Origin of the sequence: Pseudomonas sp. K5002 (genome assembly GCF_013386655.1) — a bacterium.
In the GTDB taxonomy this organism is placed as follows: domain Bacteria; phylum Pseudomonadota; class Gammaproteobacteria; order Pseudomonadales; family Pseudomonadaceae; genus Aquipseudomonas.
Genome location: NZ_JACARK010000079.1, coordinates 392 through 12,580 on the forward strand (window position 1 = coordinate 392; position 12,189 = coordinate 12,580).

At 61.2% G+C, this 12,189-nt stretch carries 11 protein-coding genes; 9 read left to right on the forward strand and 2 right to left on the reverse strand.

Annotated elements, in window-relative coordinates:
- Nucleotides 1-263 precede the first annotated feature (263 nt).
- The 4 genes from purE (at nucleotide 264) to HX846_RS04930 (ending at nucleotide 2,814) form a co-directional block, all read left to right on the forward strand.
- Nucleotides 264-755: a 5-(carboxyamino)imidazole ribonucleotide mutase gene (gene purE / locus HX846_RS04915; protein WP_003213411.1), complete on the forward strand. Its 492-nt coding sequence runs from the start codon at nucleotides 264-266 to the stop codon at nucleotides 753-755.
- A gap of 12 nt (nucleotides 756-767) precedes the next feature.
- A complete protein-coding gene (locus HX846_RS04920) occupies nucleotides 768-1,853 on the forward strand; it encodes a 5-(carboxyamino)imidazole ribonucleotide synthase (RefSeq protein ID WP_102370181.1) in 1,086 nt (361 codons plus the stop codon).
- Nucleotides 1,854-1,956: 103 nt separating this feature from the next.
- A complete protein-coding gene (locus HX846_RS04925) occupies nucleotides 1,957-2,202 on the forward strand; it encodes a GlsB/YeaQ/YmgE family stress response membrane protein (protein WP_003213408.1) in 246 nt (81 codons plus the stop codon).
- 78 nt (nucleotides 2,203-2,280) lie between these two features.
- Nucleotides 2,281-2,814: a DUF3299 domain-containing protein gene (locus HX846_RS04930; RefSeq protein WP_023659290.1), complete on the forward strand. Its 534-nt coding sequence runs from the start codon at nucleotides 2,281-2,283 to the stop codon at nucleotides 2,812-2,814.
- 120 nt (nucleotides 2,815-2,934) lie between these two features.
- Here HX846_RS04930 and HX846_RS04935 read toward each other — a convergent pair whose 3' ends face one another.
- Nucleotides 2,935-3,834, reverse strand: a complete 900-nt coding sequence (locus HX846_RS04935) for a D-hexose-6-phosphate mutarotase (RefSeq protein ID WP_102370180.1) — start codon at nucleotides 3,832-3,834, stop codon at nucleotides 2,935-2,937.
- A 58-nt stretch (nucleotides 3,835-3,892) separates the two neighbouring features.
- Nucleotides 3,893-4,297 (reverse strand): acyl-CoA thioesterase, encoded by a 405-nt coding sequence (locus HX846_RS04940; RefSeq protein ID WP_003176975.1) that lies wholly within the window; start codon nucleotides 4,295-4,297, stop codon nucleotides 3,893-3,895.
- Nucleotides 4,298-4,754: 457 nt separating this feature from the next.
- On the opposite strand from HX846_RS04940, the gene HX846_RS04945 reads away from it, so the two are divergent.
- The 5 genes from HX846_RS04945 to HX846_RS04965 all read left to right on the forward strand — a co-directional run.
- Nucleotides 4,755-6,044, forward strand: a complete 1,290-nt coding sequence (locus HX846_RS04945; RefSeq protein ID WP_003213403.1) for an MFS transporter — start codon at nucleotides 4,755-4,757, stop codon at nucleotides 6,042-6,044.
- Between the two features lie 329 nt (nucleotides 6,045-6,373).
- Nucleotides 6,374-7,363 (forward strand): phosphate ABC transporter substrate-binding protein PstS, encoded by a 990-nt coding sequence (locus HX846_RS04950; RefSeq protein WP_003213401.1) that lies wholly within the window; start codon nucleotides 6,374-6,376, stop codon nucleotides 7,361-7,363.
- Between the two features lie 430 nt (nucleotides 7,364-7,793).
- The gene (locus tag HX846_RS04955) at nucleotides 7,794-9,827 is read left to right on the forward strand and encodes an ABC transporter permease subunit (protein ID WP_174717804.1); all 2,034 of its coding nucleotides are present in this window, start codon (nucleotides 7,794-7,796) and stop codon (nucleotides 9,825-9,827) included.
- Nucleotides 9,828-9,842: 15 nt separating this feature from the next.
- Nucleotides 9,843-11,513 (forward strand): phosphate ABC transporter permease PstA, encoded by a 1,671-nt coding sequence (gene pstA / locus HX846_RS04960; protein ID WP_008439475.1) that lies wholly within the window; start codon nucleotides 9,843-9,845, stop codon nucleotides 11,511-11,513.
- Between the two features lie 139 nt (nucleotides 11,514-11,652).
- A partial coding sequence (locus HX846_RS04965; protein WP_178965059.1) for a phosphate ABC transporter ATP-binding protein occupies nucleotides 11,653-12,189 on the forward strand: 537 nt, incomplete at its 3' end.

Sequence of the window (12,189 nt, forward strand, 5' to 3'; positions counted from 1 at the left end):
TGATCCACCGCATTCGCGAGCAAGCCCGCTCCCACATTCTTTTTGTGGTGTGTTCGCTGACCTGGAAGTCAATAAAACCGCCTGTTTGAGGTGTAAGACAGATGGTCATTCCAGGGGCTGTTTATCTGCGTTATTACGGTATACTGCGCGGCCTTCGGCCGGTCCAACCGGCCTTAATTCGTACAACAAGCCACGCTGGATTTCCCGCGTGGCTTGTTGTTTTTTGACGCGCCTGCGGGCGCCCAGAGAGAAGAGGCACGACGATGAGTGCATTGGTTGGCGTGATCATGGGCTCCAAGTCCGATTGGTCCACCCTTAGCCACACCGCCGATATGCTGGAAAAACTCGGCATTCCCTACGAAGTGAAGGTGGTTTCCGCCCACCGCACTCCGGATTTGCTGTTCCAGTATGCCGATGAAGCAGAATCCCGTGGCATCGAGGTAATCATCGCCGGTGCCGGCGGCGCAGCTCACCTGCCAGGCATGTGTGCAGCCAAGACTCACCTGCCAGTGCTGGGCGTACCGGTGCAGTCGTCGATGCTCTCGGGCGTGGATTCGCTGTTGTCCATCGTGCAGATGCCCGCCGGTATTCCGGTGGCCACCCTGGCGATCGGCAAGGCCGGCGCGATCAACGCTGCCTTGTTGTCCGCCAGCATCCTTGGCGCCAAGCACCCGCAGTTCCACGCGGCGCTGAAAAAATTCCGTGCTGAGCAGACAGACAGCGTCCTGGACAATCCAGACCCACGCATTGCCTGAGGTGGTTGATTGATGAAAATCGGTGTAATCGGTGGCGGCCAACTGGGCCGCATGCTGGCCCTGGCGGGTACGCCGCTGGGGATGAACTTCGCTTTCCTGGATCCGGCACCAGATGCCTGTGCAGCTGCCCTGGGTGAACACCTGCGTGCGGACTACAGCGACCCGGATCACCTGCGCCAGCTGGCCGATGAAGTCGACCTGGTGACCTTCGAGTTTGAAAGCGTCCCGGCTGAAACCGTGGCCTTCCTGTCGCAGTTCGTGCCGGTATACCCGAGCGCCGAAGCCTTGCGCATCGCTCGTGACCGCTGGTTCGAGAAGAGCATGTTCAAGGACCTGGGCATCCCGACACCGGCTTTCGCCGACATCCAGTCCCAGGCTGACCTGGACGCCGCGGTCGCCTCCATCGGCCTGCCGGCCGTGTTGAAGACCCGCACCCTGGGTTACGACGGCAAGGGCCAGAAAGTCCTGCGCACCGCCGCCGACGTGGTCGGTACCTTCGCCGAACTGGGCAGCGTCGGCTGCCTGCTGGAAGGCTTCGTGCCGTTCACCGGTGAAGTCTCGCTGATTGCCGTGCGTGCCCGCGATGGCGAAACGCGTTTCTACCCGCTGGTGCACAACACCCACGACAGCGGCATCCTCAAGCTGTCCGTGGCCAGCACCGATCACCCGCTGCAAGCCCTGGCCGAAGATTATTCGAGCCGTGTGCTGAAGCAACTGGATTACGTCGGCGTGATGGCGTTCGAGTTCTTTGAAGTCGACGGTGGCCTCAAGGCCAACGAAATCGCCCCGCGCGTGCACAACTCCGGGCACTGGACCACCGAAGGCGCCGAGTGCAGCCAGTTCGAAAACCACCTGCGGGCGGTAGCGGGCTTGCCATTGGGCTCCACGGCAAAAGTCGGCGAGAGCGCCATGCTCAACTTCATCGGCGTGGTGCCGCCGGTTGATCGCGTGATCGCGATTGATGACTGCCATCTGCATCACTACGGCAAGGCGTTCAAGGCCGGGCGCAAGGTCGGCCACGCCAACCTGCGCTGCAAGGATCGCGCGACGCTGCAAGCGCAGATCCTCAAGGTCGAAGCGCTGATCGCCGAGCAATAACCCAAGGCCGGGCGGAACCATTGGTACCCGCCACCCTCTGATTGCAGGAAGCCAAAGTCTGACTAGGCTTTGACTGAATTCACTTCAATCAGAGGGAAATGCCATGGGTATCATTGGGACCATCTTTATCGGTTTGATCGTCGGCCTGCTGGCGCGTTTCCTGAAGCCAGGCGACGACAGCATGGGCTGGATCATGACCATCCTGCTGGGTATCGCCGGTTCGCTGGTTGCGACCTATGGTGGCCAGGCACTGGGTATCTATCAGGCGGGCCAGGGCGCAGGCTTCATTGGTGCGCTGGTGGGTGCCGTGGTGCTGCTGGTGATCTACGGTCTGCTGAAAAAGAAGTAATTTAGCGACCAAGCCCTCTGCGCTGCGCAGGCGCAGAGGGCTAGAATGCCGGCACTGTAATCCTTGCCGAGCCTCTCCATGCGCCGTCTTCTGTTATCCCTTCTTCTATGCACCGGGTTGGCCCACGCTGGCGAACTGCCGGAAACCGACTGGCTGGAACTGATGCCCAAGTCGGACCAGAAAGCCCTCGAAGAAATGCCGGAAATCGACCACAACTCCCCGGAAGCCCAAGGCACGTTCACCGCAAAGGGTGGCCTGAAGCAGAGCAAGGGTTTGCCGGCGGTTATGTATTCCACCAAGACGGTGGCTGCCATGAACGGCAAGAATATTCGCATTGGCGGCTACCCCGTGCCGCTGGAAACCGACGCCAAGGGCCGCAGCACGCTGTTCTTCCTGGTGCCTTATCCGGGCGCCTGCATCCACGTTCCGCCACCGCCGCCCAACCAGTTGGTGCTGGTGCGTTATCCCAAGGGCTTGAAGCTGGATGACATCTACACGCCGCTGTGGGTGACGGGCACGCTGAAGGTGGAGAAGGTCAACAATGACCTGGCCGATGCGGCGTATGCGTTGGATGCGGGGAAGGTGCGGGCGGTCAAGGAATCGGATCTCTGATCTGATGCAGAACCTAATGTGGGAGCGGGCTTGCTCGCGAATGCGGTGTGTCAGTCAGCACATGCACTAACTGGAACGCCGCATTAGCGAGCAAGCCCGCTCCCACATTTTTGATTGGGGTTACAGGGCGATACCGCTGATGCTCACGCCCAGGGTATGGCTTTCACCCGGCGCCAGCGTCACCACATCGTCCAGCACATTCGCGGTCTCGATGCACAACATGCCCTGCCAGCCGTCGTCGGCCATGTCGCTGAAAGCCTTGGCACGTTCGGTCCACGGGTTCCAGATCACCGTCGAGCGCGAGCCTGTGCTGGTGAGCTGAACGCGGCGCTGCCAGTCTTTATCGACGATGTTCACTTGAGTCGGGGTGTCGAGGTAGATGCGGTCGGTCTCGGCGGTGAAGTGCAGCAGCCCGGATTGCTGCTTTGGCGTCCAGCCGTCGGCGGTATCGATATAGTCCCGCCCGTCCAGGCCGTCGACCTGCACGTTGCGTACATCGCTGACCGCAAAATAGCTGTGCAGCGCCTGGCTGAGGCTGACGGTCTCGGCGCCGTGGTTGTGGCTGGTCAGGCGGATGTGCAGTTGATCATCCAGCAGGATGCTCATCTTCAGGTCGACCTGATGCGGCCAACCCGGGAAGCCACCTTCAGGCACCGGCAGCTCCAGCTCAACCCTCAGCGCTGTACCTTCAGCCTCAACGCCAGCCAACGTCCAGTCAGCGGTCCGCACGAAACCATGGGCACCGGCCGGCTCGGCGCCCTGGTACATGGCCTTGACGCTCTGCGGGTTGCGGTCGAATACGCCAAACCACGGCCAGCACACCGGCACGCCGGTACGAATGCCTTTGCCTTTCTTGAACAGCACCTGATCGTTGGGCCAGATCAGCGGCTTCTCGCCGGTGCGCTGGTAACTCACGATGTGCGCGCCTTGCTGGGCCACCACCAATTCGGCGCCGTTGTGGCGGATGCGCCAAGCGTTCAGCTCATCCAGTTTTACGGTTTCAACGTTGGGCGTAGACATAGGCGCGCGCTCTCAATGGCAGACAATGGGGCAATGGACCGTCAAAACGTCGCGATGTTTAACGCGCCCGCGACGGAACCGAGCGGGTGCGGCCGCTGCCATCGATGGCAACGAACACAAACACCGCCTCGGTGACTTTGCGCCATTCGCTGGACAGCGGGTCGTCGCTCCACACTTCGACCATCATCTGGATCGAGCTGCGGCCGATTTCCAGGGCCTGGGTGTAGAAGGACAACTGCGCGCCGACGGCCACGGGCACCAGGAATGCCATGCGATCAATCGCCACGGTGGCTACGCGGCCACCGGCAACCTTGCTCGCCATGGCGGTGCCGGCCAGGTCCATCTGCGCGACCAGCCAGCCGCCGAAGATGTCGCCGAAACCGTTGGTTTCACGCGGGAGTGCGGTGATTTGCAGGGCGAGATCGCCTTGCGGGATAGGATCTTCTTGTTCGAGTTCGATCATGCCGGTGCCTCTGACCCGTGACGCTTTATGGGTATTTCAAGTGGATAGCCGTCTTCTGGAAAAACGTTTCAGCACCAACATACACCGCTCGATGCGTTTCTCGTAAGGCGTACTAAAGGGAAACTCTGCCAAATCGGCTGGTGTATAACCAACGGCGTTTTGGCACAGCAGCCCCTCAAGGATGCGGGTCTGGCGCTTGCAAGGGCCGAGTATATCGAGCCGTCGGCGCCACGACGACCTCCCGACGCTCATTTGGTCGGTAAATAGACGCTGTATCGCGGCTTTTTCCGGCAACTGTGCTCCTGCTCATATTAATTGCACGTCTGCTGCGGAAATATTTCGCGGATCTGAACTGTTAACGGCTCAACGCTGTGCTTTTTCAAGCGATTTGCTATCTTGCCAAGCCTGCCGCAAGTCCCGGGCTTGCCGTCCTGACTACTATAAGAGAAGCCTTGCCATGTCCTCCGTGCCCGCAAGCAGTGCGCAACCTTCGCGCCCGCTGACCCGCAACGACTACAAAACCCTGTCGCTGTCTGCCTTGGGCGGGGCGCTGGAGTTCTACGACTTCATCATCTTCGTATTTTTTGCGACGGTAGTCGGGAAGCTGTTCTTCCCGGCGGACATGCCCGAATGGCTGCGCATGATGCAGACCTTCGGCATCTTCGCCGCCGGCTACCTGGCGCGGCCGCTGGGCGGGATCATCATGGCGCACTTCGGCGACCTGCTGGGGCGCAAGAAGATGTTCACCCTGAGCATCTTCATGATGGCCGTGCCGACCCTGATCATGGGCCTGCTGCCGACCTACGCGCAGATCGGCCTGTGGGCGCCGATCCTGTTGCTGCTGATGCGCGTGATCCAGGGCGCGGCGATTGGCGGTGAAGTGCCGGGCGCGTGGGTGTTCGTGTCCGAGCACGTACCGCCCCGTCACATCGGTTATGCCTGCGGCACCCTGACCAGCGGCCTGACGGCCGGCATTCTGTTGGGTTCGCTGGTGGCCACGGCCATCAACACGCTCTACAGCCCGGAACAGGTGTCGGATTACGCCTGGCGCATTCCGTTCCTGCTGGGGGGTGTGTTCGGCCTGTTGTCGGTGTACCTGCGTCGCTGGCTGCACGAAACCCCGATCTTCGCCGAGATGCAGCAGCGCAAGACCCTGGCGGCCGAGCTGCCGTTGCGCGCGGTGTTGCGTGACCATCGTGGCGCCATCGTACTGTCGATGCTGTTGACCTGGCTGCTGTCGGCCGGTGTGGTCGTGGTTATCCTGATGACGCCGACCGTGCTGCAAACGATCTACCACTTCAGCCCAACGGTGGCGCTGCAGGCCAATAGCCTGGCCATCGTCACCCTGAGCCTGGGGTGTATTGCTTCCGGCGCCCTGGCCGACCGTTTTGGTGCCGGGCGCGTGCTGATCATCGGTTGTGCCTTGTTGCTGGCAACGTCCTGGACGCTCTATCACAGCCTGATGGCTCACCCGGACTGGCTGTTCCCGCTGTACGCCTTGACCGGCCTGTTTGTAGGCACCATTGGCGTGGTGCCCTATGTCATGGTGAAAGCGTTCCCGCCGGTGGTGCGTTTCAGCGGTTTGTCGTTCTCCTACAACGTCGCCTACGCCGTATTCGGTGGCCTGACGCCGTTAGCGGTGTCGCTGCTGATGAAGGAAAGCCCGATGGGCCCTGCTTACTACGTGGCTGCCCTGTGCGTGATGGGGATGGCGGTGGGTGGGTACCTGTGGAAGCGCGGGCGCTGACACGTTTTTGAAAACTGCCGGACAACCTTGTGGCGAGGGAGCTTGCTCCCGTTGAACTGCGCAGCGGTTCCATTCTGGGGGCCGCTACGCGACCCAACGGGAGCAAGCTCCCTCGCCACAGATTTTGCCTTACAACGATTACAGATTGTTTCCACGAAATCGCTCCAACCTCCTCGCAAGCCCCGGATTTATTGGCGTTTCTCCTTCCTGTCAGCTTTTTCATAAATGCTGGCCTTTCATCTAATTGTCATATTCCAGACATAGAGTGTTCACACGGCCTACCGATACTTGGCCCCGATCCAACTATCCCTATCTGCTAGGAGCAAGGCATGAAACTGAAACGTTTGATGGCGGCAATGACTTTTGTCGCTGCTGGCGTTGCGACCGCTAACGCGGTAGCCGCTGGTGTTGACCCGGCGATTCCGGCTTACGTGAAGACCACTGGTGTGTCGGGCAACCTGTCCAGCGTTGGTTCCGATACCCTGGCAAACCTGATGACCCTGTGGGCTGAGGGTTACAAAAAGGAATACCCGAACGTCAACATCCAGATTCAGGCCGCCGGCTCCGCCACTGCACCTCCTGCACTGACTGAAGGCACCTCCAACCTGGGCCCGATGAGCCGCAAGATGAAGGACACCGAGCTGGCTGCCTTCGAGCAGAAGTACGGCTACAAGCCAACCGCGATCCCGGTTGCCGTGGATGCCCTGGCCGTGTTCGTGCACAAGGACAACCCGATCCAGCACCTGACCATGGAACAAGTCGACGCGATCTTCTCCTCGACTCGTCTGTGCGGCGCCAAGGCTGACGTCAAGACCTGGGGCGACCTGGGCGTGACCGGCGACCTGGCCAACAAGCCAGTGCAACTGTTCGGTCGCAACTCGGTATCCGGCACCTACGGCTACTTCAAGGAAGAAGCCCTGTGCAAAGGCGACTACAAGCCTAACGTGAACGAACAACCTGGTTCGGCGTCGGTTGTGCAGTCCATCAGCTCCTCGCTGAACGGCATCGGTTACTCGGGCATCGGTTACAAAACCGCCAGCGTGAAAACCGTGGCCCTGGCCAAGAAAGGCAGCACTGACTTCATCGAAGACAGCGAAGAAAACGCCCTGAACGGCAAATACCCGCTGTCGCGCTTCCTCTACGTCTACGTCAACAAAGCCCCGAACAAGCCTCTGGCCCCGCTGGAAGCCGAGTTCGTGAAGCTGGTTCTGTCCAAACAGGGCCAGGAAGTGGTAGTGAAAGACGGCTACATCCCGCTGCCAGCCAAAGTTGCCGCCAAGGCACTGGCTGACCTGGGCCTGAAAGAAGGTGGCAAATAAGCCGCCGGTAAACCTGCCTGGAACCGCGGTTTACCCACGGTTCAAGGCCTCGGCGGGGTCTGTAAGACCTGGACCTCGCCCCCCATTTTTTAATCCGCTGCCAGCCCTGCTACGCGGCGGATTTCTTGCGTCACTGCATTGTCATCTTTCTGTCATACAGGATCGCTAGGGTGTGCGCATGAATGATCTGGCCAATTCCACCATGACGACGACTTCTCCCCCCAAGCGCATTGATTTCAATACGCCTGAGCTGCAACGCAAGCGCCGCATCCGCGCGCTCAAGGATCGCCTGACCCGCTGGTACGTGCTGATTGGCGGCCTTGCCGTCCTGGGCGCGATCACCTTGATCTTCTTCTTCCTCGCCTACGTGGTCGCGCCGCTGTTCCACGGCGCCAACCTGACCAAGGAAGAGGCCCTCGCGCCTGCCTGGCTGCAGGATGCCGGCAAGCCGCTGATGATCTCCATGGAAGAACAGAACCAGGTCGCCATGCGGGTTTCCGACAAGGGCCAGGCGCTGTTCTTCAACGTTGACACGGGTGCCGAACTCAAGCGCGTTGACCTGCCGTTGCCGGCGGGCGTGACAGTCGCCTCCATTGGTGAAGACCAGCCCGGCAGCCCGCTGGTGATCCTCGGCCTGTCCAACGGCCAGTCCCTGGTGTTCCGCCACACCTATAAAGTGTCGTACCCGGACGGCAAGAAGACCATCTCGCCCGCCGTTGAATACCCTTACGGCGAAACACCGATCGTCCTCGACGAACAAGGCCGCTCCCTTGAGCATGTCGCCTTGAACGCGACCGACTCGACGCTGGTGGTGGCCGGTTCCAGTGGTGCCCATCTGAACGTGCTGTCCATCAGCCGTGAAGAAAACATGATGACCGAGGAAGTCACCACCGAGCAGAAACGCATCGAGCTGCCGCAAATGACCGAGCCGGTCAAAGCCATCTTCGTTGATCCGCGCCAGCAGTGGCTGTACGTGATCAACGGTCGCGCCCAGGCCGACGTTTTCAGCCTGCGGGACAACAGCCTCAACGGTCGCTACAAATTATTGGAAGACGGCGTGGCGCAAGTCACGGCCAGCACCCAACTGGTGGGCGGCATCTCGCTGATCATCGGTAACTCCAGCGGTGGCCTGGCGCAGTGGTTCATGGCCCGCGACCCGGACGGCGAACAACGCCTGAAGCAGATCCGTACCTTCCAGATGGGCACCGCGCCTATCGTTGAAATCACTGCTGAAGAACGTCGCAAAGGCTTCACCGCCCTCGACGCTTCCGGCAAGTTCGGTGTGTTCCACAGCACTGCCCACCGTACGTTGCTGGTGGACCAGGTGGTCGACGGCAACGGTATCTTCGGCATGTCGCCACGGGCCAACCGTGTGATCGTCGAGGCCGGCGGCAAGCTGCAACCGCTGCTGCTGGACAACCCGCACCCTGAAGTTTCCTGGAGCGCGCTGTGGAGCAAGGTCTGGTACGAAAACTACGACGAACCTAAATACGTCTGGCAATCGACCGCCGCCAACACCGACTTCGAACCCAAGATGAGCCTGGCGCCCCTGACCTTCGGTACCCTGAAGGCCGCGTTCTACGCCATGCTGCTGGCCGCACCACTGGCCGTTGCCGCTGCGATCTACACCGCTTACTTCATGGCCCCGAGCCTGCGCCGCAAGGTCAAGCCGGTGATCGAATTGATGGAAGCGATGCCGACGGTGATCCTCGGCTTCTTCGCCGGCCTGTTCCTGGCGCCGTATGTCGAAGGGCACCTGCCGGGGATTTTCAGCCTGCTGATGTTGCTGCCGATTGGCATCCTGGTGGCCGGCTTCGTCTTCAGCCGCCTGCCTGAGTCGATCCGCCTGCGGGTCCCGGATGGCTGGGAAAGCGCGATCCTGATCCCGGTCATCCTGTTTGTGGGCTGGCTCTCGTTGTACATGAGCCCGTACCTGGAAACCTGGTTCTTCGGCGGCGACATGCGCATGTGGATCTCCCACGACCTGGGCATCACCTACGACCAGCGCAACGCCCTGGTAGTCGGCCTGGCCATGGGTTTCGCGGTGATCCCGAACATCTACTCCATCGCCGAAGACGCCGTGTTCAGCGTGCCGCGCGGCCTGACCCTGGGCTCCCTGGCCCTGGGCGCCACGCCATGGCAGACCATGACCCGCGTCGTGATCCTGACCGCCAGCCCAGGCATCTTCTCGGCGCTGATGATCGGCATGGGCCGCGCGGTCGGTGAAACCATGATCGTGCTGATGGCCACCGGCAATACGCCGGTGATGGAGATGAACCTGTTTGAAGGCCTGCGCACCCTGGCAGCCAACGTCGCGGTGGAAATGCCCGAATCGGAAGTCGGCGGCAGTCACTACCGCGTGCTGTTCCTCTCGGCGCTGGTGCTGCTGCTGTTCACCTTCATCATGAACACCCTCGCCGAGCTGATTCGTCAGCGTCTGCGCAAGAAATACTCGTCGCTTTAAGAAAGGTAGAAGTCTGTGAAACAGAACTCCCTGAATGGATGGTTCAAGAGCGGCGCCCCGGGCGTCTGGATCAGCGGTGGCGCGGTGTCCATCGCGGTCATCATGACCATTGGTTTGCTTGCCGTGATTGCCGTGCGTGGCCTGGGCCACTTCTGGCCGGCCGACCTGATCCAGGCCAACTACAACGTGCCGGGCCAGGAAAATCACATCGTCGTCGGCGAAGTGGTGCAGAAAGAAGAAGTGCCCCGCGAGCGCCTGAAAAGCGCTGGCTTGCCGGTGCCGGACCAAGGCCCGGAGTTCATGACCCGCGAGCTGATCAAGGTCGGCAACCGTGACTTGAACGGCAATGACTTCACCTGGATCGTCGGCGAGTGGCTGACCAACCAGACCAAGCCGGTCGAGTTGATGGCCATCGAGCGTCGTGAGTGGGGCAACTTCTACGGCACCCTGGTCAACGTCAAGCAGGACGGCAAGGTGATCGCCGAAGGCGAGGCGGCCTGGCCGGAACTGCAAGCCCGCGTGGACCGCGTCAACAAGCTCGCGGCCCAGCTCAAGACCCTCGAGAAGTCCGACATCGGCGCCATCAACGCCGGCCTCGAACGCATCCGCCTGCACGGTCGCAAGCTGGAGCTGGAAGGCAAGCTGGACGCCACCGCCCAGGCCGACATGGACAGCGGCCGCGCCGAACTGAACAACCGCTACAAGGATATCGAAGCCCGCCTGGCCGACCTGCACACCCAGTTCAACCGCGACAGCCTGACCGCCCGCGATGCCAACGGCAAAGAAATCGAAATCGGCATTGGCAAGGTGGTGCACGCTTACCAGCCGAACGCCATGGGCTACATGACCAAGGTTGGTTTCTACTTCAGCAAGGTCTGGGAATTCCTCAGCGACGATCCACGGGAAGCCAACACCGAAGGCGGGATTTTCCCGGCGATCTTCGGCACCGTGATGATGACCCTGATCATGGCGATGATCGTGACCCCGTTCGGCGTGCTGGCGGCGGTGTACCTGCGTGAATACGCCAAGCAGAACACCCTGACGCGGATCATCCGCATCGCGGTGAACAACCTGGCCGGTGTACCCGCCATCGTTTACGGCGTGTTCGGCCTTGGCTTCTTTGTGTACGTACTGGGCGGCTCGGTTGACCGGCTGTTCTTCGCCGAGGCCTTGCCGGCACCGACCTTCGGTACGCCTGGCCTGCTCTGGGCGTCGCTGACCCTGGCGCTGCTGGCGGTACCGGTGGTGATCGTGGCCACCGAAGAAGGCCTGGCGCGGATTCCTCGCACCGTACGTGAAGGTTCTTTGGCACTGGGCGCGACCAAGGCGGAAACGCTGTGGAAGATCGTGCTGCCGATGGCCAGCCCGGCGATGATGACCGGCATGATCCTCGCCGTGGCCCGCGCCGCCGGTGAAGTGGCGCCGCTGATGCTGGTGGGTGTGGTGAAACTGGCGCCGTCGCTACCGGTGGACGGCAACTACCCGTACCTGCACCTGGACCAGAAGATCATGCACCTGGGCTTCCATATCTATGACGTCGGCTTCCAGAGCCCCAACGTCGAAGCCGCGCGGCCGCTGGTGTACGCCACCGCCTTGCTGCTGGTGCTGGTGATCGCCACGCTCAACTTGTCGGCGGTGTGGATTCGTAACCACCTGCGCGAAAAATACAAAGCGCTGGACAGTTAATTGAAGTGAACGCGGACTAAATGTGGGAGCGGGCTTGCTCGCGAATGCGGTGTATCAGTCATACATAGGTCAACTGACCTGACGCCTTCGCGAGCAAGCCCGCTCCCACAAAACGAATTGGTAGCACAGGGAGCATCCCATGCAACATGAAACCCATTCCCACGGCATCAACATGTCAGCCCTGGGTCGCGACAAGCAGAGCCTGAGCCTGGCCCAGGAAACCGTGGCCATCGAAGTCCCGGGCCTGAGCCTGTACTACGGCGACAAGCAGGCGCTGTACGACGTCAGCATGAACATTCCGAAGCAGCGCGTGACCGCCTTCATCGGCCCGTCCGGGTGCGGCAAGTCGACCCTGCTGCGCACCTTCAACCGGATGAACGATCTGGTGGACGGCTGCCGCGTCGAGGGCGCGATCAACCTGTACGGCACCAACATCTACCGCAAGGGCGAAGACGTAGCCGAGCTGCGGCGCCGGGTGGGCATGGTGTTCCAGAAGCCCAACCCGTTTCCCAAGACCATCTACGAAAACGTGGTCTACGGCCTGCGCATCCAGGGCATCAACAAAAAGCGCGTCCTCGACGAAGCCGTTGAGTGGGCACTGAAAGGCGCGGCGCTGTGGGACGAGGTCAAGGACCGCCTGCACGAGTCGGCCCTCGGTTTGTCCGGCGGCCAGCAG